Annotated in this window: 19 protein-coding genes and 1 riboswitch; of the genes, 6 read left to right on the forward strand and 13 right to left on the reverse strand. The window is 59.7% G+C overall.

Annotated elements, in window-relative coordinates:
* Nucleotides 1–3: 3 nt before the first annotated feature.
* Entirely contained in the window at nucleotides 4–855 is an 852-nt protein-coding gene (gene motA / locus AB4O41_RS14185; protein ID WP_460148179.1) for a flagellar motor stator protein MotA, read from the reverse strand.
* 165 nt (nucleotides 856–1,020) lie between these two features.
* Between motA and AB4O41_RS14190 the strand changes: the two genes are divergently transcribed.
* The 4 genes from AB4O41_RS14190 to AB4O41_RS14205 all read left to right on the forward strand — a co-directional run bounded on the left by AB4O41_RS14190 (nucleotide 1,021) and on the right by AB4O41_RS14205 (nucleotide 6,486).
* Nucleotides 1,021–2,553 carry an HDOD domain-containing protein gene (locus tag AB4O41_RS14190; protein WP_460148181.1) on the forward strand — a complete coding sequence of 511 codons (1,533 nt, stop codon included), beginning with the start codon at nucleotides 1,021–1,023 and terminating at the stop codon, nucleotides 2,551–2,553.
* 202 nt (nucleotides 2,554–2,755) lie between these two features.
* Entirely contained in the window at nucleotides 2,756–3,571 is an 816-nt protein-coding gene (locus AB4O41_RS14195; protein ID WP_460148182.1) for a rhodanese-like domain-containing protein, read from the forward strand.
* Between the two features lie 19 nt (nucleotides 3,572–3,590).
* On the forward strand, nucleotides 3,591–4,451 hold the full coding sequence (asd, locus tag AB4O41_RS14200; RefSeq protein ID WP_367373937.1) for an archaetidylserine decarboxylase: 861 nt from the start codon (nucleotides 3,591–3,593) through the stop codon (nucleotides 4,449–4,451).
* Nucleotides 4,452–4,695: 244 nt separating this feature from the next.
* On the forward strand, nucleotides 4,696–6,486 hold the full coding sequence (locus AB4O41_RS14205) for a molecular chaperone (protein ID WP_460148183.1): 1,791 nt from the start codon (nucleotides 4,696–4,698) through the stop codon (nucleotides 6,484–6,486).
* A gap of 129 nt (nucleotides 6,487–6,615) precedes the next feature.
* On the opposite strand, the gene serB is transcribed toward AB4O41_RS14205, so the two are convergent.
* Complete coding sequence (gene serB / locus AB4O41_RS14210; protein WP_030130475.1) at nucleotides 6,616–7,830, reverse strand: phosphoserine phosphatase SerB; 1,215 nt, start codon at nucleotides 7,828–7,830, stop codon at nucleotides 6,616–6,618.
* 134 nt (nucleotides 7,831–7,964) lie between these two features.
* Between serB and AB4O41_RS14215 the strand changes: the two genes are divergently transcribed.
* The gene (locus tag AB4O41_RS14215; RefSeq protein ID WP_460148184.1) at nucleotides 7,965–9,494 is read left to right on the forward strand and encodes an AhpA/YtjB family protein; all 1,530 of its coding nucleotides are present in this window, start codon (nucleotides 7,965–7,967) and stop codon (nucleotides 9,492–9,494) included.
* Between the two features lie 267 nt (nucleotides 9,495–9,761).
* On the opposite strand, the gene AB4O41_RS14220 is transcribed toward AB4O41_RS14215, so the two are convergent.
* From AB4O41_RS14220 to AB4O41_RS14260, 9 genes are all read right to left on the reverse strand, one after another.
* A complete protein-coding gene (locus AB4O41_RS14220; RefSeq protein WP_460148185.1) occupies nucleotides 9,762–10,475 on the reverse strand; it encodes a PqiC family protein in 714 nt (237 codons plus the stop codon).
* Between the two features lie 176 nt (nucleotides 10,476–10,651).
* Nucleotides 10,652–12,919, reverse strand: a complete 2,268-nt coding sequence (gene parC, locus AB4O41_RS14225) for a DNA topoisomerase IV subunit A (protein ID WP_367373933.1) — start codon at nucleotides 12,917–12,919, stop codon at nucleotides 10,652–10,654.
* A gap of 10 nt (nucleotides 12,920–12,929) precedes the next feature.
* The gene (locus AB4O41_RS14230) at nucleotides 12,930–13,451 is read right to left on the reverse strand and encodes a retropepsin-like aspartic protease family protein (RefSeq protein WP_367373932.1); all 522 of its coding nucleotides are present in this window, start codon (nucleotides 13,449–13,451) and stop codon (nucleotides 12,930–12,932) included.
* Nucleotides 13,448–14,437 (reverse strand): esterase-like activity of phytase family protein, encoded by a 990-nt coding sequence (locus AB4O41_RS14235; protein WP_460148186.1) that lies wholly within the window; start codon nucleotides 14,435–14,437, stop codon nucleotides 13,448–13,450. The genes AB4O41_RS14230 and AB4O41_RS14235 overlap by 4 nt, the downstream gene beginning before the upstream one ends.
* Nucleotides 14,437–16,341, reverse strand: coding sequence for a DNA topoisomerase IV subunit B (parE, locus tag AB4O41_RS14240; RefSeq protein ID WP_007902595.1), 1,905 nt, complete (start codon nucleotides 16,339–16,341; stop codon nucleotides 14,437–14,439). Before parE ends, AB4O41_RS14235 begins: the two co-directional genes overlap by 1 nt.
* Nucleotides 16,342–16,424: 83 nt before the next feature.
* Complete coding sequence (locus AB4O41_RS14245) at nucleotides 16,425–17,033, reverse strand: YqiA/YcfP family alpha/beta fold hydrolase (RefSeq protein ID WP_460148187.1); 609 nt, start codon at nucleotides 17,031–17,033, stop codon at nucleotides 16,425–16,427.
* Between the two features lie 249 nt (nucleotides 17,034–17,282).
* Complete coding sequence (gene cpdA, locus AB4O41_RS14250; protein ID WP_460148189.1) at nucleotides 17,283–18,098, reverse strand: 3',5'-cyclic-AMP phosphodiesterase; 816 nt, start codon at nucleotides 18,096–18,098, stop codon at nucleotides 17,283–17,285.
* Nucleotides 18,099–18,209: 111 nt separating this feature from the next.
* A complete protein-coding gene (locus tag AB4O41_RS14255; protein ID WP_007902592.1) occupies nucleotides 18,210–18,662 on the reverse strand; it encodes a DUF1249 domain-containing protein in 453 nt (150 codons plus the stop codon).
* A complete protein-coding gene (locus AB4O41_RS14260; protein ID WP_460148190.1) occupies nucleotides 18,653–19,270 on the reverse strand; it encodes an NUDIX domain-containing protein in 618 nt (205 codons plus the stop codon). Before AB4O41_RS14260 ends, AB4O41_RS14255 begins: the two co-directional genes overlap by 10 nt.
* A gap of 240 nt (nucleotides 19,271–19,510) precedes the next feature.
* Between AB4O41_RS14260 and AB4O41_RS14265 the strand changes: the two genes are divergently transcribed.
* Nucleotides 19,511–20,257 carry an RsiV family protein gene (locus AB4O41_RS14265; protein ID WP_460148192.1) on the forward strand — a complete coding sequence of 249 codons (747 nt, stop codon included), beginning with the start codon at nucleotides 19,511–19,513 and terminating at the stop codon, nucleotides 20,255–20,257.
* Here the strand turns inward: AB4O41_RS14265 and cytX are convergent.
* A complete protein-coding gene (gene cytX / locus AB4O41_RS14270; RefSeq protein ID WP_460148193.1) occupies nucleotides 20,226–21,518 on the reverse strand; it encodes a putative hydroxymethylpyrimidine transporter CytX in 1,293 nt (430 codons plus the stop codon). The genes AB4O41_RS14265 and cytX overlap by 32 nt on opposite strands.
* A gap of 149 nt (nucleotides 21,519–21,667) precedes the next feature.
* On the reverse strand, nucleotides 21,668–23,557 hold the full coding sequence (gene thiC, locus AB4O41_RS14275) for a phosphomethylpyrimidine synthase ThiC (RefSeq protein WP_030130464.1): 1,890 nt from the start codon (nucleotides 23,555–23,557) through the stop codon (nucleotides 21,668–21,670).
* A 166-nt stretch (nucleotides 23,558–23,723) separates the two neighbouring features.
* Nucleotides 23,724–23,829, reverse strand: a riboswitch (TPP riboswitch).
* Nucleotides 23,830–23,876: the final 47 nt, after the last annotated feature.

Below are 23,876 nucleotides of genomic sequence, written 5' to 3' on the forward strand. Positions count from 1 at the left end.
GACTTAGCGACCGCGAACCGCTTGTTCCAGCTCAGCGAAGCTAGGACGGTGCGCCGGGTACAGAACCTTGCGACCGAACTCCACCGCCAGCGATGGCGGCATGCCGGAAGCCGAAGCTACCAGCGAGGCCTTGATGGCTTCGTAGACGTTCAGTTCTTCCTTGGCGTCGTGAGCCAGGGAGTGGGCCAGCGGGCCGAAGAAACCGTAAGCCGCAAGAATACCGAAGAAGGTACCAACCAGTGCCGCACCCACGTGCAGACCGATGGATTTCTGGTCGCCTTCACCGAGGGAAGCCATGGTCACCACGATACCCAATACCGCCGCGACGATACCGAAACCGGGCATGGCGTCGGCGATGCCGTTCACCGCGTGGGAAGGGTGCTCGAGGTCTTCCTTGAGGCTGTAGAGTTCCATATCGAACAGGCCTTCCAGCTCATGGGGAGCCATGTTGCCGGAGGACATGATGCGCAGGTAATCGCAGATGAACGCGGTCATGCGTTCGTCTTTGAGCACCGCCGGGTACTTGGCGAAAATCGGGCTCGCGGCGGCATCTTCGATGTCACCTTCGATCGCCATCATGCCTTCGCGGCGGCTCTTGTTGAGGATCTCGTAAATCAGGCCCAGCACTTCCAGGTAGAAGGTGTGGTTGAAACGCGAATTGAACATGCCCAAGGACTTCTTGAGCACATGCATCGTCATGTAACCAGGGTTGGCCTGCAGAAATGCGCCAAGGGCCGCCCCCCCGATAATCATCACCTCGAAAGGCTGGATAAGAGCGGCAATCTTGCCGTGGGAAAGCACGTATCCGCCGAGCACGCTCGCGAATACGACGATGATGCCGATAATTTTAGCCATAGGTAGGAGAGCACTTACTGAGTCGGGTTCAAGGTCATATTCGGAAGTTAAAAAATCTCTTCTTCTACTTATCGGCAAAACTGCGCCAGACTATAGCCAGTTCAGGCGAAAAGCTATTTTGACCCGTGCAGGGATAGGTAATGCAGACGATGATTGCGTCCAGACATGGCTAACGAAACGAACGTCCCAACGCCAAAACCAACCACGCTCGAAGACTGGGTCAAGCTTCTCGATGGTGTGCGCCTGCCGGTTCCGCAAGCCAGTCACGATCAGGTCAGCAAAGCCATCCGCGATAACCGCAGTTCACTGCGAGACATCGCCGAACTGATGCAGGACAGCCCGGCCCTGGCCTTGAGCGTGATTCGCGAAGCCAACCGCCACACCCAAGGCAGCATGACCGAGCCCGCTGAAAACCTTGAAGTGGCGATCAATCGTCTCGGCTTGAAACGCACCGAAGAATTGCTCGAGCGCCTGCCCGCCGAATCCCAATCGCAAATCCCTGTCGCCTTGCGCCAGCTTCAACTGATCAGCCAGCACGCCACCCAACAAGCCAATGGTTTTTTTGCCGGTCGCCTGGCGCGGTTGTGGCAGGACATCCACTGGGGCAGCCTGCTGTTTCTTTCGCCACTGTGGCCCATGGCGTTGACCCATCCGCATCTGCTCGAAGAATGGGAGCTGCGGGTCATCCATAAAGGTGAGTCGGCGCGCAAAGTCGAAAAGCAATTGTTCGGTGTGCGCCTGCTGGAAATCTGTCAGGCGCTGGTGGATGTCTGGCGTTTGCCGATCTGGGTGCAACAGGGTTATCGGCTGCTGCGCAGCGAACAACGCGAATTGGTGAAAGTCCTGCGCATCGCTCGCGACAGCGATCACCCATTGCGCCAGCAAAACCGCCTCGATGACGACCCGACGTTGCGACGCTGGCTCAATCAGCCTGCCAATACCGTGCTGCTGGCCAATGGTCTGGCATTGTCGGCACAACAAGCCTGGGACAATCCTCATTGCGAACGCTGGCAATACCTGACCAGCCTTTATTTGCAAATGCCGATGGATGAGGTGCAACAACAATTGCACCAGCAAGCTGCCAACAGCGCCCGCCAACATGCCATGCCTGACCTGTGGCACCCGGCCGAAGCGCTGATCTGGCCTTCGGGCATGAACCGTGTTCACGCTGGTTTGCTGCCGGCCCCGGCACCCACCGCCGAAGACCTGGCGAAGTGGCGTAAACAATGCGCCGAACTGCTAGTGGAGCCGAGCCCTTTTACCAATGCCATGCACTTGACCACATCGGCCCGAGACGCCCTGGTGGCGTGCGGCATGCGGCGGGTGATGATCCTGATGGCCGACCGTACGCACGCTAATCTGCGCGTGCACCAGACTGCCGGGTTGCCCAAAGAAGTAGCCGGCCTGAACCTGGTGGTCAACCAAAGCACCGTGCTGCAGCGCCTGCTCGCGCAACAGGCCCAGGTGCGCCTGACGCCAGCCAACAACGCACAATTCTCGTCCCTGTTGCCGGCCAGCCTGCGTAAACAGTTCAGCGGTGAGCACTTGCTGCTGCGCTCCCTGGTCAACAACGGTCGGGTGATCATGATCGTGGTGGCGGATCAGGGCGGCGGGCCGTTCTCGGAAATTACCGTGCAAGCATTCGGCAAAACCGCGCAGTGCATCGAAAAGGCCCTGCACAGCTTTAGCCACCGCTAGGGGCTGATGCCAGTCAGTTAAGTTGCGCACACTTGTGGGAGCGAGCCTGCTCGCGATGACGCCGGTAAATTCAGCATCAATATTGTCTGACCCACCGCTATCGCGAGCAGGCTCGCTCCCACAGGGCTGGCCGAAATAACTGATAACAGACCCTCATGACGCTGCGCTACAATCCTCTCCCTTTGTGCTCTGGAGACCTCACATGTCTGACTTCTCTGGCTTGGCGCTGGTGATCGAGCCGAGCGACCTGCTCCCGCGTCTCGACTCCCGCGAACTGATTCTGGTGGACCTGACCAGCAGCGCCCGCTATGCCGCAGGGCATATCCCCGGAGCACGCTTTGTCGATCCAAAACGTACTCAACTGGGTCAGGCGCCTGCGCCAGGCCTGCTGCCGACCCAGGCCGCGCTTGAAGCATTGTTCGGCGAACTGGGCCACAACCCCGATGCGGTCTACGTCGTCTATGACGACGAAGGCGGTGGTTGGGCCGGGCGCTTTATCTGGCTGCTGGATGTCATCGGCCACAGCAACTATCACTATATCGACGGCGGCCTGCCGGCCTGGCTGGCAGAAGGCTTGCCCATGTCGATCCAGATCCCGCCAGCGGTCGGCGGCCCGATCGCCCTGACCCTGCACGACGAACCCATCGCCACCCGCGAATACCTGCAAAGCCGTCTCGGTGCCACCGACCTGGCAATCTGGGACGCACGCGGGCCGCTGGAATACTCCGGCGAAAAAGTCCTCGCAGCCAAGGGCGGGCATATTCCCGGCGCGGTCAATTTCGAGTGGACAGCCGGCATGGATCAAGCGCGCAACCTGCGCATCCGCACCGACATGCCGAAAATCCTCGAACAACTCGGTATCACCAAAGACAAAGAAGTCATTACCCACTGCCAGACTCACCATCGTTCTGGCTTCACGTATCTAGTAGCCAAGTCGCTCGGTTATCCGCGAGTCAAAGGTTACGCCGGCTCCTGGGGCGAATGGGGCAACCATCCCGACACGCCCGTAGAGATTTAAGGTTTTTTAAGGACAGTTAATGAATAAGCGTTTGTTTATCCTCAGCCAGTACCTGCTACCCCACCACTTGCTTTCGCGACTGGCCGGCTGCATTGCCGAATGCCGCGTGCGCTGGTTCAAGAACGCCTTAACCGCCTGGTTCGCCAAGCGTTATCAAGTGGACATGTCCCAGGCGCTGGTCGAAGACTTGACGGCTTACGAGCACTTCAATGCATTCTTCACCCGTGCCTTGAAAGACGGCGCTCGCCCGCTGGACCAAACCCCAGGCGCGATCCTCAGCCCGGCCGACGGAGCCGTCAGCCAACTCGGCCCAATCGAACACGGTCGCGTTTTTCAGGCCAAGGGCCACAGCTTCAGCGTGCTGGAACTGCTGGGTGGTGACGCAGCCAACGCAGCGCCATTCATGGGCGGTGATTTCGCCACCATTTACCTGTCGCCCAAGGATTACCACCGTGTGCACATGCCGCTGGCCGGTACGCTGCGCGAGATGGTCTACATCCCCGGCCGCATCTTCTCGGTCAACCAGACCACCGCTGAAAACGTACCGGAACTGTTCGCTCGCAACGAGCGTGTAGCGTGCATTTTCGACACCGAACGTGGCCCGATGGCCGTGGTGCTGGTGGGCGCGATGATTGTGGCGTCGATCGAAACGGTCTGGGCCGGCTTGGTGACACCGCCCAAGCGCGAGCTGAAAACCTTCCGTTACGACGAAGCCGCCCGTGCGCCGATCCATCTGGAGAAAGGCGCGGAATTGGGTCGCTTCAAGCTCGGCTCTACGGCTGTCGTGCTGTTTGGGCCGGATCAAGTGAAATGGGCTGAAGGGCTGGGCGCTCTTTCACCGGTGCAGATGGGCCAGGGTATCGGTTTGCCGACAGCCTGATCCCGGATGCGCCGCCCCGAATTTCTTCCGGGCGGCGCATCCCCCTGTAGGAGCTGCCGAAGGCTGCGATCTTTTGATCTTGATTTTCGGCGCGGCTGAAAATGTTGAAGATCAAAAGATCGCAGCCTTCGGCAGCTCCTACAAAAGCAAGTGCGGCATAAATATCGTGACACCCCCTCCGCGTTCATAGCTGCTACAGTCAAGTCATTCACTGCCCATTTCCCGGTCGGAGTTTGTCTACGGCATGAATGAGACCAATCCTGTCCTGTTGCTACGCGCACCGATCCCGACGCAGTCGCGTCTGACTTTCTGCGAAGCCACGCCTCGCGACCTCAAGCGCTGGATCGCCAACCTGCCCAAAGCCAACATCGGCGAAACCGCTCGCCAGTTGTATCAAGGCTTGAGCGAACTCAACCAACTGCTCACGCCCAGCGACAATCGCCTGCAATTACTCGAACTGCTGCGGCCCGAGGTGTATTACGTCTGCAAGCACCTGGAGCGGCACTTCCTGCATCAGGCGATTGTGCTCGACGAGCGCTCGCGCAAGATCGCCAACCTTTGCCAGGCGCTGCAGAGCCACTTGGCAATCGGCTACAAGCAAATCGTCATCCGCATCGCACCGCGCTTCAGCAAGGACCGTGCGCCGCCGCTGACCCAGGCTTTGCAACGGGCAATCCATTGCCTGAACGGCGCATTGATCCGCGCCACTGAACTCTATTGTCCGGCGCCCGAAAATCTGTGGCTCGAGTTACATCAGCTGTACCGGATTGGCTGTCAGTTCCAACTGCAAAATCTGAGCGTGCGCGATGAACTGGCCAGCCAGACACAAAGCCTGAGCATCGAGCAAACCTACGTCGTCGCCCTCCTCCTGGGTGCTTCACGCTGCAATCAACTGCGCCAGAATCAGATCGCCCGGCTCGCCGAGGTGCTCGAACCCTGGAGCCAGTGGATCAAGCTGCAACCAGCCAAACCGGACAGCGGGTTGTTTGCCATCGCCCCGGATCTCGACACTGGCCCGAGTTACCGCTCCAAATTCCTCGCCGAACAACAGGAGCGCTTGCTGGGGATTGACCCGCAACCTCTGGTCGCGGCCATCGAAATCCATCTGCAACAGCCGGCTGACAAGGTATCGCCGCTGCCCGTTCCGGTAGGGCTGAACCTGGACACGCTGCAACACCTGCATGCCGCCTGGGGCCAGGCCGCCGAGCGCAGTTTCCAACGCACTGTCGGCCACGGCTCGTTGACCCTGTGCGTGGGCATGAGCGCATTGCATTTTTATCTCGGCGGGCAACGCTCGTTCAACGACATCCTGAAGAAACCCGGCGCCCGTCCCGCGCAGTTCTCGGCCACCGACCCGACAGGTCGAGCCAAAGACCAATGGAACCACGCCTTCGACGCCGCTCCCCATGGCACCGCAGATACGCTGCTGCCCTACGAAGAGATCGAATACCCACACCTTCAGAACGATGACAGCCACGAGGCATCCGACCGCCAGCAGCATTTCCCGACCTATGTGCTGCCAGTGATCAATCACAGTCCTGGCGGCTATTGCCTGGCCTGGCCCGGCGCCGTGCCCGCCGAGCTGCAGGCTGGCGAAATGGTCGGTATCGAGGATGCTGCCGGTCAAGGCTGGAGCATTGCAGTGGTGCGCTGGATCCGCCAGGTGCGGGGCGGCGGCACGCAGATGGGTATCGAGCAAGTCGCGCCTTGTGCCGAACCCTGCGGCCTGCAACTGATACGCTCCGGCGACGAGCACAGCCAGTACTTGCGCGGACTGTCGCTGCCCGCCATCAGCGCCATCGACCTGCCGGCCACCCTGCTCACCCCGCGCCTGCCGTTCCAGGAAGGCAACAAGGTGCTGATCAATATCAACGGCGAGGAACACCCGGCCGGGTTGGAGCGTCGGGTGGCGAGCACCAACAGCTTTAATCAGTTTGCCTACCGTTCGCTTGAGACAGCCAGAAACGAAAACGCCGCGAGGAGCGGCGTAGTCGGGGCAGTGGAAGAGTTTGATTCGTTGTGGAAGTCGCTTTGAGCGTAAGTCTGTAAAACCGCGGCGCGCCCTTCGCGAGCAAGCCCGCTCCCACATTGGATCTATGTCGATCACACGATCAATGTGGGAGCGGGCTTGCTCGCGAAGAGGCCCTGTCAGTCAATACAAAACTCAGAGCTGCCCGTCGCGATCCCGGAAGCCCAGCAGATACAGCACGCCATCCAGCCCAAGGGTAGAAATCGCCTGCTTCGCCGATTGCTTGACCAGCGGCTTGGCGCGGAATGCCACGCCCAACCCGGCAATCGCCAGCATCGGCAGGTCATTGGCACCGTCACCGACGGCAATCGTCTGCTCCAGACGCAAACCTTCCTTATGCGCCAGCTCACGCAGTAAATCCGCCTTGCGTTGCGCATCGACAATCGGCTCGACTGCCACGCCAGTCACCTTACCGTCGACCACTTCCAGTTCGTTGGCGAACACGTAGTCGATGCCCAGCTTGGCCTGCAGTTGCTTGGCGAAGTAGGTGAAGCCGCCCGACAGAATCGCCGTCTTGTAGCCCAGACGCTTGAGTTCGGCGAACAGGGTTTCGGCGCCTTCGGTCAAGCGCAATGAGGCGCCGATGGAGTCCAGCACGCTGACGTCCAGTCCTTGCAGCAAGGCCAGGCGCTCCTTGAAGCTGGCGCGGAAGTCCAGTTCACCGGACATCGCCCGCTCAGTGATCGCGGACACCTGGTCGCCCACACCGGCGGCCTTGGCCAGTTCGTCGATGACTTCGGCCTCGATCAGCGTCGAGTCCATGTCGAACACCGCCAAACGGCGGTTACGGCGGAACAGCGAATCTTCCTGGAAGGCGATGTCGACGTTCAATTCTTGAGCGACGCTGAGGAATTCGGCCCGCAGCGCTTGCGGATCCGCCGCCTCGCCGCGCACGGAAAACTCGATGCAGCCCTTGCCCTTGTCGGCCGGAGTGTCCAGCGGCATGCGCCCGGACAGGCGATCGATATGGTCGATGTTCAGGCCATATTTGGCGGTGATCGAGCTCACGCGCTGCAATTGCTCGGCAGTCACTTTGCGGGTCAACAGGGTGACAATGTGGCGCTTCTTGCCCTGATTGCCGACCCACAGCTGGTAATCCTCCTCGGACACCGGCGTGAAACGCACCTGCTGCTCCAGTTTGTAGGCTGTGAACAGGATGTCCTTGAGCACCGAGTTACCTTGTTCGGTATCGGGAATTTCAACCAGGATGCCGAACGACAGGGTGTCGTGGATCACCGCCTGACCGATGTCGAGAATGTTCACACCACCCTGGGCCAGAACGCCGGTAATGGCCGCAGTCAGACCCGGACGGTCGACTCCCGTGATGTTTATCAGGACGATTTCGCGCAAGGCGCACCCCCGCAGGTGGAAAAAAACCGCATTCTACCCATTTTCAGTGACCATCGGGCACCGCGAGCGCTTTGACGACCTATGGCCTGTCGCTATACTGCGCGTCAACTTCACGGACAAAGAGCCGAGCTCAAGTGAACCGGCCCACGCCAGTTAAAACCGATAACTTCTTTCTGCTGATCTTCCGGGCACTGCGTCATCGCCGTGTACCGATCGCATTGCGCATTGCCAGCCATAACGTGATCCTGGTCGCTCTGGCCCTGGTGATCTATGCCTGTGTGATGGGTTTGCAGTTCAAGCAGGCCATGCACGAGCAGGCGGATGCCCTAGGCGAAAGCCTGACCACCCAGACCGCGACCTCGGCCACGGAACTGTTGGTGTCCAATGACATCCTCAGCCTGAACGTGCTGCTCAATAACCTGACCAAAAACAAGCTGGTGGCCCACGCCGCCATCTACAGCATGGATAACCGCATCCTTGCCGAGTCCGGCCAGCGGCCCAAGCACAGCCTGCTGGGCGAAGCCGAGGGTATTTACCAAAGCAAGATTACCTTCCAGGACGTGACCGCCGGGCAACTGCGCATCAGCCTGGACATGGATCAGTTCCAGCAGCCGATGACCATCAGCCTGCAAAGCATGGGCATTCTGAGCGCCATTCTGCTGGCGCTGTCCCTGGCCTTGAGCCTGCGTCTGGGACGCAATATCTCCACACCGCTGATGCAATTGCGGGTATGGCTGCGCAATATCGACGAATACACCCCGGCCACCGAGCGCCAGGATGAGGTCGGCGACCTCGCTCGTCAGTTGCACGCCAATTTCGCACCGGAACCGGCAGAGCCCGTGCCGGTTCCGGAATATGACGACAGCGATTACGAAGACGCTGACGACAACGAGCCGACCTTCGAAGTACGCAACCTGCGCGATCCAGGTTTCGATGAAACCAAGCCTGTCGCCGGCCTCAAGCCTGCACCGCGTCGCACTGTCAGCACCGTCGAAGACGATGAGGACGACGAAGATCCGTTTGCCGATCTGCGTGATGATTCGGCAGATAGCGCGCCGAAACCAGTCATAAAGCCGCAGGCATCGAACCTGCCGCAGCACAGCGCAGTACTGGCCGTGCAACTGGGCGCGCAAGATCAGCTGCGCCGCCTGCCCCGCGCACGCCTGGAAGAACTGCTGAAACGCTACCGCGATTGCCTCGATCAGGCCGCCTCGCTTTACCAGAGCGAACTGCACACCCTGAACGATGGCAGCACACTGATGCTGTTCCACACCGAAGACAGTGGCGACGACTACCTGACCAACGCCATCTGCTGCGGCGAGTTGCTGCGCGCCCTGGGTCATCAGTTGCAGATCGAAGTCGCCGACAGCGGTATCACCCTGCAATTGCAGTTGGGCCTGACGCTGGGTGACGAGTTGTTCGGCTTGAGCCAGATTGATCTGCTGCTGACTGAAACCGCTCAGGATGCACTGGCCCTGTCGCAACACAGCCGCAACCTGCTGCTGGTGGAGCGCAAGATCAGCGACGACGCACTGATTCGCCAGCGTGCACGAATCCGCCCGATCGCAAGCCCAGAGGGTGCGTGCTGCGTAGAGCGCTTGATGGAGCCTTATCCGTCGATGCTGGAACGGCAACTGGCGCGGATGCACGAACGCCGGGCGTAAACGCTAGCCCCCGCTGTAAAGAAGCCCGCAGATGAGTGATCGTCTGCGGGCTGATCGTTCCCACGCTCCGCGTGGGAATGCCTCCAGGGACGCTCTGCGTTCCAGCCCCACCTCATAAACAGAACCTGGCACCGATGTGACGCAGAGCGTCACGGGCTGCATTCCCACGCAGAGCGTGGGAATGATCAGTCGGCAGCGCTCAAGCCTCCAATCCGCAGAAACAACAAAGCCCGCACAAGGCGGGCTTTGTTTTGGATCAATCCAGGCTTAGAACCTGAACACTTCCATATCCGTGCGAATCGGCGAAGCCATCGGGATTTTCGGTTGTTTCTCCGGCTCTGCTGCCGGTGCCACCGGCTTGGCAGCCTGTTTGCGAGGCGCTTCGGCGATCGGCGGCTGGTTGGCCAGCGGCTTGAGCGCTGTCGACAGCTGCTCGGCCAGACGTTGCAGCAACACACCCTGAGCCTGAACCTGAGCTGCAGTCCCGCCAGTGTGCTGCTCCTGCAGATGAATGATGCGGTTATCGCGCACCTGACCACGACGGTCGATCAGGCGCCATTGCGCATCAAGGACTGCTGGCTGCGATGCACCCGAGTCCAGACGCGTGATTGTCAGCAGAACCTGAACATCCGGTGCGAAACCCACTGTCGCCGGTGCCAGGACAACGCGCTGGCTGTCCAGATGGCCGGCGACCTGACGCAGCAACAGCTGATCGATGTCCGACGACAGGCTACCCGCCCAACGACCGTCAACCGAAGCTAGCAGGCTGCCATCCGGCTGACGCTGCAACAAGGTTTCGCGTTGCAGGTAGTCGGCCACCGTTACCGGGCCCAGCAATACCGCCATGCCAGCGCTTTGCGCAGGCTGAGCCGGACTTCCGCTGTCCAGCTGATACAGCGACACCGGTTGGTGAACGCTGCAACCCGCCAGGCCAAGAACGCCAGCGAGCATCAAAATAAAAGGAAGGCGCAGAGCAGTCATCGTCCCATCCAGGTGGCTGCCACAAGGCTAACCACAGTGAAAATACTCAAAAAATATGAAGAACGCTCGGCTACGCCGGCGCTTGAAAGGCCATATCATCCGTGAATATGCGTTCCGACTCCAGCGGCAAAGCGCCGATCTACGCGTTAAATCGTAGATCGAGCGCTCTAGCACGCCTAATTGAGGTTTTCGACGAACAGCGCATCAACCCTCTGAAAGCCCCGTGGCAGTTTGTTACCGCGACGCCCACGCTCACCTTTGTAGTGTTCGAGGTCGTCCGCCTTCAGCGACAAGGTACGTTTTCCGGCCTGTAGCACCAAAGTGGCACCCTCCGGCAAAACGGCAATGTCCGTGACATATTCTTCGCGACTGGCAACACGTTCACCGGAAATCCCGATGATCTTATTCCCTTTACCTTTACCTAATTGTGGCAGATCGCTGATTTTGAAAATCAGCAGGCGACCTTCGGTGGTCACCGAGGCCAACCAGTTCTGCTCACGATCGGCTACCGGGCGCGGCAGAATCACTTTAGCGTTGTTCGGCAGGCTCAACAGAGCCTTGCCCGCCTTGTTCTTGGCCTGCAGGTCTTCACCCTTGACCACGAAACCGTAACCAGCGTCGGAGGCGATCACGTATAGAGAATCGTCTTCAGGCATCAGCACGCATTCAAAACTCGCCCCTGGCGGCGGTGTCAAGCGGCCGGTCAGCGGTTCGCCCTGGCCACGGGCCGATGGTAACGTGTGCGCCGCCACCGAATAACTACGACCGGTGGAGTCGATAAACACTGCAAACTGGTTGGAGCGACCGGCCGCCAAGGCCTTGAAGCCATCCCCGGCCTTGTAGGAAAGCCCGGTGGCGTCGATTTCGTGCCCTTTGGCAGAGCGAACCCAGCCTTTTTCCGACAGAACTACGGTCACTTTCTCGTTCGGCAGCAGATCGTGCTCGGTCAAGGCCTTGGCTTCTGCACGCTCGACGATTGGCGAACGACGGTCGTCACCGTAAGTTTCGGCGTCCTTGATCAGCTCGGTGCGTACCAGCTTTTTCAGCTTGGCTTCGCTGCCCAGCAGGGCTTGCAGCTTGGCCTGTTCCTTGAGCAGTTCATCCTGCTCGGCACGCAGCTTCATTTCTTCCAGTCGCGCCAACTGACGCAAACGGGTGTCGAGAATATAGTCGGCCTGGATTTCGCTCAGGGCGAAACGCTCGATCAGTGCGGCTTTCGGGTGTTCCTCGGTGCGGATGATGTGAATCACTTCATCCAGATTGAGGTAGGCGATCAACAAACCGTCCAACAGGTGCAGCCGACGCTCAACCTTGTCCAGGCGGAATTGCAGACGACGACGCACGGTCTGCACCCGGAATTCCAGCCACTCGACCAACAGCGCCCGCAGGTTTTTCAACTGCGGTTTGCCGTCGAGGCCGATGATGTTGATGTTGACCCGATAACTCGACTCCAGCTCGGTGCTGGCGAACAGGTGCTGCATCAGGGCATCGTGGTCAAAGTTTTTGCGGGCGCCCGGAATGATCACGATCCGGCACGGGTTTTCGTGGTCGGATTCATCTCGCAGGTCAGCGATCTGCGGGGCTTTGGACGGTTTGGCCTGCATCATCGCTGCGATCTGTTCCAGCACCTTGGCGCCCGAAACCTGATGCGGCAGCGCGGTGACGATGATGTCGCCGTCTTCGATGTGGTACACGGCGCGCATGCGCACCGAGCCCTTGCCGGTTTCGTAGATTTTCAGCAGGTCGGCGCGCGGCGTGATGATTTCCGCTTCTGTCGGGTAATCCGGGCCCTGAATGTGCTCGCAGAGCTGTTCGACCGTGGCTTTCGGCTCATCCAGCAAGCGCACGCAGGCGGTCGCGACTTCGCGCAGGTTATGCGGCGGTACGTCGGTGGCCATGCCCACGGCGATACCGGTGGTGCCGTTGAGCAGGATGTTCGGCAAACGGGCCGGCAACACCAAAGGCTCTTCCAGCGTGCCGTCGAAGTTCGGACCCCAGTCCGCGGTGCCCTGGCCCAGTTCGCTGAGCAGCACTTCGGAATATCGCGACAACCGCGCTTCGGTGTAACGCATGGCGGCGAAGGACTTCGGATCGTCCGGCGCACCCCAGTTACCCTGGCCGTCAACCAGCGTGTAGCGGTAGCTGAACGGCTGGGCCATCAGGACCATGGCTTCGTAGCACGCCGAATCGCCGTGCGGGTGGAACTTACCGAGCACGTCACCGACGGTACGCGCCGATTTCTTGTGCTTGGAATCGGCGTCCAGCCCCAACTCGCTCATCGCATAGATGATGCGCCGCTGTACCGGTTTCAGGCCGTCGCCGATATGCGGCAAGGCACGGTCCATGATCACGTACATGGAGTAGTTGAGGTAGGCATTTTCGGTGAAGTCAGCCAGTGACCGGCGTTCTACACCGTCCAGGCTGAGATCAAGGGAGTCGCTCATGCGGGCCTCATCAGTTCGTTGTCTGGCGCAGCAGCATGGTGCCACCGCGCTGGGTAAATTCAAGTTTGTTCAGTGCGCTCATACCGAGCAGCACCTGATTGCCGTGCAAACCGGGCGCCACCAGCGCGCGAACGTCACGCAGCACGATGTCGCCCAATTGCAGCCGGTCGAGGCGGGTTCGATAGCCCTCGCTCAAGCCATTGGCCGTGCTCAGGGTCACCCCAAAGCCTTTTTCCAGTTTCAGCCGCTCGGCCACTTCGGCCGGGATCGCCACATCGGTCGCGCCGGTATCGAGCATGAAATCCACGGGCTGGCCGTTGATCTGACCAGTGGCGATAAAATGCCCCTGGCTGTTGCTGATCAGCTTCACTTCGATAAAACCTTTGCCCTGCTCAGAGCTGACCACCCCATTCGGATTTTGCTGGCGCTCTTCCCATTGCCCGAAAAACCGCGTTGCCAGAAACAGCGCGGCGCACCAGGCCAACACCATCAACACCCGGCCGGCGCGTTTGCCCGGCGGTTGCTGACTCACGGCTTGGCACTCCAGCCACCTTCAGGCGCGGCAAAGCGCCAGACAATCGGGCGTTTCTCGCCGTCGGCGCGCGCACCATTATTGTTGTCGATACCGATCCAGGCGCCGTCGGCGTCCACGATCAACGCTTCCGCCAGCCCAAAGGGCTGTGAATAACGACGGTTTTCCTGCAAGGCCTCGGCGGCAAACGACCAGCAGCGCTCGACCTTGGCCGTCACCGCATCGCGACGGCAAACCTGAAAGACATTGCGCTCAAGGGTAAACAGCTTGCCGTCGAACAATGACAGATCGGCAAAATCCCGGGAGCGTGCACGGGCCTTGGGAAATTGCGCTGGCTGCATCTCCACCCCCGCTTCACTCAGCAGCACACAACCACCATTGCAGTCCCAGACCGTTTGCTGGCGCTTGATCAGCAGCAAACCGCGGCGCTCACGTTCGGCGGCCAGCCACAGCGTGTCACCGGCCGGATTGATCGCCAGCCCTTCAAACAATGCATTGAAGTGCAGCAACATACCGCTGGCTCGTGCTTCGCGTACCAGCATCGGCGAGATTTTCAGCCAGGATGCAGGCCCGATTGGCGGCACTTGCAGCACTGCGGCGTGCGCTTCGCTGACGATGTAACGATTACCGGCGCTGTCGCAGGTAATGCCTTCGAAGTCCAGGTCCCCGCCCCGCACGAACGACGCCGCCCAGGTCCGGGAACGCAAGCCCCAGGGCAAACCGCTGTCGGGCACCAGGGGTACGTCGATGCGCACGGTTTCGGCTTGCCAGGTGTTGTTGCGGGTGTCGAGACGATAGATTTGATCATCGTCACGATCCGAAACGGTCCACAGATCCTTGCCGCACTGGGCCAGCCCCGACAGATTGCCGCCGCGCATGCCGTCGACGGCATGCTCGGACAACAGGCGCAGCTCGGGGGCAGGCTCTGCGCAAACCGTCACCGAGGTCAGCAGCAATGCACACGCCAGGGCCCAGCCAAATCGCATCAGCCCAGAACCTCGGCCAGGTTGCCCTTGGACTCCAGCCAGGACTTGCGATCGCCGGCGCGTTTTTTCGCCAGCAGCATGTCCATCATTTCCGAGGTCGCATCGAAATCTTCCAGCGTCAACTGCACCAGACGCCGCGTGTTCGGGTCCATGGTGGTTTCGCGCAGCTGCGGCGGGTTCATTTCACCCAGACCTTTGAATCGGGTGACCTGTGGTTTGCCGCGTTTCTTCTCGGCTACCAGGCGATCGAGAATGCCATCGCGCTCGGCCTCGTCCAGGGCATAGTAAATTTCTTTGCCCAGGTCGATACGGTACAGCGGCGGCATGGCGACGTAGACGTGACCGGCATCCACCAGCGGGCGAAAATGCTGGACGAACAAGGCACACAGCAATGTGGCGATGTGCAGACCGTCGGAGTCGGCGTCGGCGAGGATGCAGATCTTGCCGTAACGCAGTTGGGCGATGTCCGCCGAGCCCGGATCGACACCGATGGCCACGGCAATGTTGTGCACTTCCTGGCTGGCCAACACTTCGCTGCCGTCGACTTCCCAGGTGTTCAGAATCTTGCCGCGCAACGGCAGGATCGCCTGAAACTCTTTGTCCCGCGCCTGCTTGGCCGAACCGCCGGCGGAATCACCTTCCACCAGGAACAGCTCGGAACGCATCGGGTCCTGCCCGGCGCAGTCGGCGAGTTTGCCCGGCAACGCCGGACCTTGGGTAATGCGCTTACGCTCAACTTTCTTGCTGGCCTTCAGACGACGTCCGGCGTTGTTGATCGCCAGTTCCGCCAGCAGCATGCCGGTTTCCGGGTGAGCGTTGAGCCACAGGCTGAAAGCGTCCTTGACCACACCGGAAACGAAAGCGGCCGCTTCACGGGATGACAGGCGCTCCTTGGTCTGACCGGAGAATTGCGGTTCCTGCATCTTCATCGACAGGACGAACGCAATGCGTTCCCAGACGTCTTCCGGCGCCAGCTTCACGCCACGCGGCAACAGGCTGCGGAACTCACAGAACTCGCGCATCGCATCGAGCAAGCCCTGACGCAGACCATTGACGTGAGTACCGCCCTGGGCCGTCGGGATCAGGTTGACGTAGCTTTCCTGAACACTGTCACCGCCCTCAGGCAACCACAACAACGCCCAATCGACCGCTTCTTTATTACCGGCCAGGCTGCCGCAGAACGGTTCGTCCGGCAGGCGTTCGAATTCGCTGACTGCGTCCACCAGGTAAGAGCGCAGGCCATCTTCGTAATGCCATTCGACTTTCTCGCCGGTGGCCTTGTCTTCAAAACTGACCAGCAGCCCCGGGCACAGAACGGCCTTGGCCTTGAGCACGTGCTTGAGGCGGCTGATGGAGAATTTCGGTGAATCGAAGTACTTCGGGTCCGGCGCGAAGAACACGCTGGTGCCGGTGTTGCGCTTGCCGACGGTGCCGATCACTTCCAGCTCGGTCTTCTTGTAACCGTCAGCGAAAGTCATCTGGTATTCGTTGCCGTCGCGCTTCACACGCACCCGGACTTCGGTCGACAAGGCGTTGACCACGGAAATACCCACCCCGTGCAAACCGCCGGAGAACTGGTAGTTCTTGTTGGAAAACTTGCCGCCCGCATGAAGCTTGGTGAGGATCAGCTCGACGCCCGACACACCCTCTTCCGGGTGAATGTCCACTGGCATGCCACGGCCATCATCGCTGACTTCCAGAGAGTGATCGGCGTGCAGGATGACCTGCACCGAGGTCGCATGCCCGGCCAAGGCTTCGTCGACACTGTTGTCGATGACTTCCTGGGCGAGGTGGTTCGGCCGACTGGTGTCGGTGTACATGCCGGGGCGTTTGCGCACCGGGTCGAGGCCCGAGAGGACTTCGATGGCGTCTGCGTTATAAGAGCTAGCGCTGGGAGTGGCCATGGGGTCTCATCGTCCGCCTGTAAAAAGTGTTCTGTGAAAAAGAGTGTTCTGAAAAAAGTGTTCTGAGAAAAAGAGGCGACAAATCACAGTGCAGTGAAATCAATCGCCTGATACAAATCTGCGCCAATGCCGGCGAAACTCAGCATTGCCGGTAATCGTTCCGCAAAACCCTGGAAACTATGGTCGCCGCCAGCCTGGATACGCAAGGCACAAGCCCGGTAATACTGCTGGGCGAGGCGATAATCCAGCGTTTCATCGCCGGTCTGCAACCACACTTGAAACCGCTGCGGATCCTGGGGCGCCGGCACTTCCAGCTCGGCCAGGGCCTTTACGTGGTCGTGGGTCAATTCCCAGGTTTCATTGGTGTACAGGTTTTTCTGCGTACCCAGAAACCCGTCGAACATCTGGTGTGGGCTGACGGCAGGGTTGATCAACAGGGCTTTCAAGCCATGGCGTTCGGCCAAGTGAGTCGCATAGTAGCCGCCGAGTGAGCTGCCGACCAGCAGTGGCCGCCCCAGCTCGGCAATCGCCTGCTCCAGCTGACCGATGGCCTCGCGGGGATGGTGATGCAAGGCCGGCACACGCAACTGATCGCTCAAGCCCAGCCGTTCCATCACGCTGATCAACTGACAGGCCTTTTTCGACGCCGGCGCGCTGTTGAAACCGTGGATATAAAGGATCGAACCGGACATTTGAGCTCCCTGTGCGTCGGGTAAAGAGGCGCAGTTTACAGGGTGTCGGATGGGGTTGGGTGTTCTGATCTATCGAAAGACTCGGGTATATCTCCAAGAATCACATTGCCCGTCAGGCCGTCTTCGCGAGCAAGCCCGCTCCCACATTAGATCTCGGGTGCCCACAAATCATGTGTTCACAGCAGATCCAGTGTGGGAGCGGGCTTGCTCGCGAAGGCCGCGCCTCGGTCTTTGGGAATGACAAATAAATCAGTAGCCGCTGGAGCCGTAATCAATCCGGAAATCGAACCCGGTGATGCGCTCAACGCCAGTTTCCAGCCGACCATCCGGCAACAACCGCAACCACCGATACCCCGGCGCCTGCTCGCTCACCTTGAAATCATCACTGCACGGCTCGAACTGAATACAGGTCGAGGGCGATGCAATCAGGCGAACACCGTTGCGCATCTGGTCAATTTCCTGATGCACATGCCCCCACAACACTGCACGCACCTGTGGAAAGCGATCCAGCACCGCGAATAACGCTTCTGGATTGCGCAATCCAATGGGCTCCATCCACGCACACCCGATCGACACCGGATGATGATGGAAACACACCAAATGATGCCGCTGCGGTGCCTCACTCAATGAGCGGGCCAGCAACTGCAACTGTTCATCCTGCAAATACCCCGGCACCGACCCCGGCACCGCCGAGTCGAGCAACGTAACCCGCCAGTTGCCGACGTCCACCACCGATTCCAGCAGCGCACTCTGCACTGCCGCCTCGGCCATGATCTGCGGTTCGTCGTGATTACCGGGAATCCAGCGTGCCGGCGCATCGATCTGTCGGGTCAGGTCACGAAACAGTTGATACGACTCCAGCGTCCCGTCCTGTGAAAGATCGCCACTGGCAATGATCAAGTCGATCTGCGGCTGCTGAAGCTTTACCAGCTCAATGACTTTTTGCAGGCTGTCGCGGGTATTCATCCCCAGCAACGTCCCGTCCGCCTCGGCAAACAAATGACTGTCGGAAAGTTGCACCAGCAACGCCGGATCGGCGGTGGTCAATATGGATACGCTCGGCAAGGCGTTCTCCCAGGGCGTGATCACGGGATGGGTAAGTGCCGCAATTATGCTGGGGGACGATCAAAAGAGGAAACCTGTGAACCGGACGCAGTTCACAACTACATAGGGCTCTTAGCGCACAACGGCGTACTCGTGCCCGCAAGCCAGGCAATGACTCAGCCATTCCCCCAGGAACAGATTGAGCTGAGCCTTTTCATCCGGCTGATGCATCGCGGCGTTCGGGTAAGGATAGATGCCCCGGAAGCGTCTTGCATGTTCGGCGCTGACCACTTCGGCCATGCAGGCGTCGTGATAGACCTGAACTTCAAGTTGAGGAACCGGCAGCCACGGCAGGCTGTGCTCCTGGCGTACTTGCAGCGTCGTGGTGTACGGACAGACTTGCAACACTTCCAGGGCCAGCACGCCAAGCATCTGGTCGCCGTGGGTCACGGCAATGCGCCGCGCCTGCGGCTCGCTACGCATATCCGGCAGCAGTCGCATCAGGCGCGCGTAGTTGGCCTCGCAGGAGGCTTGCAGCCCCACGAGGTCAATCCGGTAGCGATCGCGCAGCTTGTTTACGACCATAACCCCCTCACTTCAACGCGGTTCAAAGCCAGCCATTGCAAGGCAATGATGCTTGGCGCGTTGGCAATACGTCCATCGCGCACGGCTTGCAGGGCATCTTCGAACGCCCAGACCGTGACACGAATATCTTCTGCCTCTTCCTCCAGCCCATGCAGGCCGCCAACCCCGGTACTGTCGCAACGCCCCAGATACAAATGCACAAATTCGTTACTGCCACCCGGCGATGGAAAATATTTGGTTATCGGCCAGAGTGCCCCGAATACAAGCCCAGCTTCCTCCTGCGCTTCACGGTGAGCAACTTCTTCCGGCACTTCATCCTTGTCGATCAGACCGGCGACCAGTTCGATCAGCCACGGGTTGTCGGTCTTGCCCATGGCGCCGACGCGAAACTGCTCGATCAGCACCACTTCGTCGCGCTGCGGATCGTAAGGCAGTACGCACACCGCATCATGGCGCACGAACAGTTCACGATTGATCTCGCGACTCATGCCACCGGCGAACAATTCGTGGCGCAAGTGCACGCGGTCGAGCTTATAGAAACCCTCGTAGCACTTTTCGCGCCGAACGATATCAACGGCGGTCGGAATGGCGTTGGTAAAATCAGTCATGACTATCCTCTTTACTGCAAATCCGTTACGAGGTTGCTTTTTGTTACTTGCATTGTTACTTGCAACCTCGACTTCGCGCCATCCTAACGCGCCCGCGATGTTTGATGCAGCCCCTTTCCAGTCAGCGGGATAGACGGTGAGGGCGAAACCAACTCTAATTAGCTTAGTGGCGAACTGACTGCTTCGTTAAGAGTCGAAGCGGGTAACTTTTCGCCTTTCCCTGTTTTATGAAGGACGCCCATGTCGCTTTTTAAAATCGCCTCTGTGGCCGCAATCGCCCTGACCCTGGGCGCCTGCCAGAGTTTGTTCCAGCCCAACTACCGGGCGCCGCTGGAAACCACCCGCGACGCCTCCGAACAGTTGAAACCAGGCTGCACAACCCCCGACTGCCCGCTGGTGAACATCGATACGCTGCGTTTCCCGGATGAGCCTGCGCTTGACGGCATCATCGAAAAACGCCTGCTGCAAATGACCCGCACCTCACCCGAAGCCCCCGTAGCGCCGACGCTGACGGCATATCGCGAGCAGTTTTTGAGCAGTGCCGGCCCGCGCTACAGCAGCTACCTGCAAGCCAAGGTACGTGAGCAGCATGACGGCTTGGTGATCGTTGAATTGTCCAGCTACCTGGACACCGGCGGTGCCCATGGCACGCCGGGCCGTGGCTTCATCAACTATTCACGTCAGCAGCATAAAGTACTGACCCTCTCGGACATGTTGATCCCGGGGCAGGAAGAGGCGTTCTGGAAAGCGGCCCAAGTGGCGCACAACAGCTGGCTGATCAGCACCAAGCTCGATCAGGAACCGGAGTTCGTGAAGAGCTGGCCCTTCGTGAAAACCCAGAACGTGGCGCTGACCTACGGCGGGGTGATCCTCAAGTACGAAGTAAGCACCATCGCGCCTTACGCACTGGGCCACGTCGAACTGAAGATCCCCTACCCGCGCCTGAACGGTATTTTCAAACCCGAGCTGTTTCCCGGCCGTAGCTGAAGGCTCGACCGAGCAGCAGTTGCAGCAGCCCTGCCAGTACCAGCGACGGCAGGGTTGCGCCGATGTCCGGATAGAGATTGGCCAGCAAATGATAGGTGCTCACCCCGCCCAACCAGGCGAGCAACGCCGGCCAGCGCAATGCGGCTGACGCTACATGAGCACTGCGCTTGCGCAGGATGAAATGATCCACCAGCACCACGCCGAACAGCGGCGCAAACACCGAGCCGATCAACAGCAGAAAATTCTGGTACTGGGCTAATGGCGCCAGGCAGGCGATCAATGTGCAGATCACGCCGATAGCCAATGCCAGATGCTCGACTTTCAAGCGCAACAGAATCCCGCTGGACACCGCCGCCGAGTGAATATCGGCAAAGGCATTTTCCGACTCGTCCAACAGAATCAGCAGCAACGGAATCCCCAAACCTGCACCGGCCAACGCCAGCAGCAAGGCATTCACTTCACCGCTCGGCGCGAACGCCAGGGTGTACGCCACGCCCAGACTCATCAGCCAGAAGTTACCGATAAAGAAGCCCAGCGCCGTACCGCCGAAGACATTCTTTGCGCGCTTGCCGAACCGCGAGTAGTCGGCAATCAGCGGCAGCCAGGACAACGGCATTGCAATCGCAATGTCGAAGCCCACGGCAAACGGCATCGAACCATCACCGGCCTGCGCCCACAACGCCGCCAGATCGGCTTTGACGAACAGGTTCCAGGTCAGCCAGATGCACGCAGCCAGCAGCAGCCAAATGCCCCACTTGCGCAGGATCTTACGCACGAAGGTCAGTGGCCCACTGACGGCCAGCAAAGTCGCCAAACCACCGAAGAAAACTGTCCAAAGCAGCGGATTCGACAGCAGACTGCCTTCGCTGAATGCACGGGCGCCAAGCAGGCTGGCAGCGTCGCGCATCACGATGATTTCAAACGAGCCCCAACCGATCAGTTGCAGCAGGTTCAACACCGCCGGAAGGCTCGCGCCATGACGGCCCAAGCTGAGCTTGAGCGCAGCCATCGATGACAGACCAGTGTCGCTACCAATTACGCCGACCGCGGCCAGCAACAGAACGCCGATCAGCGTGCCAAGAAAAATCGCCAGCAACGAGCCGGACAGGCCCAGACCCGGTGCGAGCAAAGCGCCGGTCTGCAACACCATCAGGCCGATGCCGAGGGAGAACCACAGGGAACACAGATCACGGCCGCCGAAGACACGCTTGTCGATCGGCACCGCGCAATCCGGGGAATAAGTACTGGGTTGGATGCTCAAGGGTGTTATCTCAGAGGGACATATGTTGTTTTTTTGATCGCTATCGCGGGCAAGCCCGCTCCCACAGGGGATGTGTGTACGGCACAAACCATGTGGGAGCGGGCTTGCCCGCGATGGGGCCCTCTCAGGCCCCGACCTTTCGGATCAGATCAAACCTTCTTGTACAACTGACTGCCTTCCTGCTTGAACCGCTCAGCCTGTTCCGCCAGACCTTGCGCAACTTCCGCATCGACAGTTTCAATCCGCTGGTTGGCCGCGTATTCACGGACTTCCTGGGTGATTTTCATCGAGCAGAATTTCGGTCCGCACATGGAGCAGAAGTGCGCGACCTTGGCCGAATCCTTAGGCAGGGTTTCGTCGTGGTACGAACGCGCGGTATCCGGGTCCAGACCGAGGTTGAACTGGTCTTCCCAACGGAATTCGAAACGCGCCTTGCTCAAGGCATTGTCACGAATTTGCGCGCCCGGATGCCCCTTCGCAAGGTCGGCAGCGTGAGCGGCGATCTTGTAGGTGATGATCCCGGTCTTCACGTCATCCTTGTTCGGCAAGCCCAAGTGTTCCTTCGGCGTCACGTAGCAAAGCATCGCGCAACCGAACCAGCCGATCATCGCCGCACCGATACCGGAAGTGATGTGGTCGTAGCCTGGGGCGATGTCGGTGGTCAGCGGGCCGAGGGTGTAGAACGGCGCCTCGTCGCAGCACTCGAGCTGCTTGTCCATGTTCTCTTTGATCAACTGCATCGGCACGTGACCCGGGCCTTCGATCATGCACTGCACGTCGTGCTTCCAGGCGATTTTGGTCAGCTCGCCGAGGGTTTCCAATTCACCGAATTGTGCGGCGTCGTTGGCGTCGGCAATCGAGCCCGGACGCAGGCCATCGCCCAGCGAGAAGCTGACGTCGTAGGCCTTCATGATTTCGCAGATGTCTTCGAAATGGGTGTAAAGGAAGTTCTCCTTGTGATGCGCCAGGCACCACTTGGCCATGATCGAACCGCCACGGGAAACAATACCGGTCACGCGTTTGGCGGTCAGCGGCACGTAGCGCAGCAACACGCCAGCGTGGATGGTGAAGTAGTCGACGCCCTGCTCTGCCTGCTCGATCAGCGTGTCGCGGAACAGCTCCCAGGTCAGGTCTTCAGCGGCGCCGCCGACTTTTTCCAAAGCCTGATAGATCGGCACGGTACCGATCGGCACCGGCGAGTTACGGATGATCCATTCACGGGTTTCGTGAATGTGCTTGCCGGTGGACAAGTCCATGACCGTGTCCGACCCCCAGCGAATGCCCCAGGTCAGTTTCGCCACTTCTTCTTCGATGGACGAACCCAAGGCGCTGTTGCCGATGTTGCCGTTGATCTTCACCAGGAAGTTACGGCCGATGATCATCGGTTCCAGTTCGGTGTGGTTGATGTTGGCCGGAATGATCGCGCGACCACGGGCGATCTCTTCACGGACAAATTCCGGTGTAATGATTTTCGGCACACTGGCGCCGAAGCTGTAGCCGGCGTGCTGCTGGTCCAGCAAGCCCGCGGCACGGGCCACTTCGAGCTTCATGTTTTCGCGGATGGCGACGTATTCCATCTCGGCGGTAATGATGCCTTTACGGGCGTAGTGCATCTGGCTGACGTTGGCACCCGGCTTGGCGCGGCGCGGATTGTTCACGTGGGCGAAACGCAGCTTGGTCAATTCCGCATCGGCCAGGCGTTCCTGGCCAAAATTGGAGCTCAGACCCGGCAGACGCTCGGTGTCGCCACGGGACTCGATCCATGGTGAACGCACATCGGCCAGGCCTTTGCGCACGTCGATGATGACGTTGGGGTCGGTATACGGGCCCGAGGTGTCATACACCACTACCGGCGCATTGATTTCGCCGCCGAAGTCGGTCGGGGTCACATCAAGGCTGATTTCGCGCATCGGCACGAGGATGTCCGGGCGAGTGCCCTGGACATAGATTTTTTGCGAGCGGGTAAACGGCTGAACCGATTGCTGATCGACCTTGGCCGAGTCACTCAGATTGGTTTCGATTTTTGATTTTGTAGTCATCACGGGCTCTCCAGACACACATCCAGGCAGTGGATTTTTGTCGGAGCGAACCTGTAAACGAATGGACGCACGGGCGCTGGGAAAACCAGCTGGTGCTGTGCTCAATGCTCGAGGGGTGTTCGATTGTCGAACAACATCCCGGACGAAGCACAAGAGGACTCGCCGGGTGACGAGAAATCTTGTTCCCTACGCAGGCGCTAACCTGATCAGGTTCAACGGGATCCGAAATTATTCGATCTCAGCCTCATAGCAAGGCACCCCGACAAGAACCCGGCCAGTCTAGACACAACCGGCAAAGAACGCCAACTCCGCAGCAAAC

Source organism: Pseudomonas sp. S2_A02, from assembly GCF_054668495.1.

Bases quoted from the DNA above. Each gene is read 5' to 3' on its own strand.
- parE (WP_007902595.1), bottom strand. From the start codon at position 16,341: ATGGCCACTCCCAGCGCTAGCTCTTATAACGCAGACGCCATCGAAGTC.
- AB4O41_RS14220 (WP_460148185.1), bottom strand. From the start codon at position 10,475: ATGACTGCTCTGCGCCTTCCTTTTATTTTGATGCTCGCTGGCGTTCTT.
- AB4O41_RS14260 (WP_460148190.1), bottom strand. From the start codon at position 19,270: ATGACTGATTTTACCAACGCCATTCCGACCGCCGTTGATATCGTTCGG.
- AB4O41_RS14235 (WP_460148186.1), bottom strand. From the start codon at position 14,437: ATGCGATTTGGCTGGGCCCTGGCGTGTGCATTGCTGCTGACCTCGGTG.
- AB4O41_RS14245 (WP_460148187.1), bottom strand. From the start codon at position 17,033: ATGTCCGGTTCGATCCTTTATATCCACGGTTTCAACAGCGCGCCGGCG.
- asd (WP_367373937.1), top strand. From the start codon at position 3,591: ATGAATAAGCGTTTGTTTATCCTCAGCCAGTACCTGCTACCCCACCAC.
- motA (WP_460148179.1), bottom strand. From the start codon at position 855: ATGGCTAAAATTATCGGCATCATCGTCGTATTCGCGAGCGTGCTCGGC.
- AB4O41_RS14195 (WP_460148182.1), top strand. From the start codon at position 2,756: ATGTCTGACTTCTCTGGCTTGGCGCTGGTGATCGAGCCGAGCGACCTG.
- AB4O41_RS14255 (WP_007902592.1), bottom strand. From the start codon at position 18,662: ATGGTCGTAAACAAGCTGCGCGATCGCTACCGGATTGACCTCGTGGGG.
- AB4O41_RS14205 (WP_460148183.1), top strand. From the start codon at position 4,696: ATGAATGAGACCAATCCTGTCCTGTTGCTACGCGCACCGATCCCGACG.
- AB4O41_RS14265 (WP_460148192.1), top strand. From the start codon at position 19,511: ATGTCGCTTTTTAAAATCGCCTCTGTGGCCGCAATCGCCCTGACCCTG.
- parC (WP_367373933.1), bottom strand. From the start codon at position 12,919: ATGAGCGACTCCCTTGATCTCAGCCTGGACGGTGTAGAACGCCGGTCA.
- thiC (WP_030130464.1), bottom strand. From the start codon at position 23,557: ATGACTACAAAATCAAAAATCGAAACCAATCTGAGTGACTCGGCCAAG.
- AB4O41_RS14190 (WP_460148181.1), top strand. From the start codon at position 1,021: ATGGCTAACGAAACGAACGTCCCAACGCCAAAACCAACCACGCTCGAA.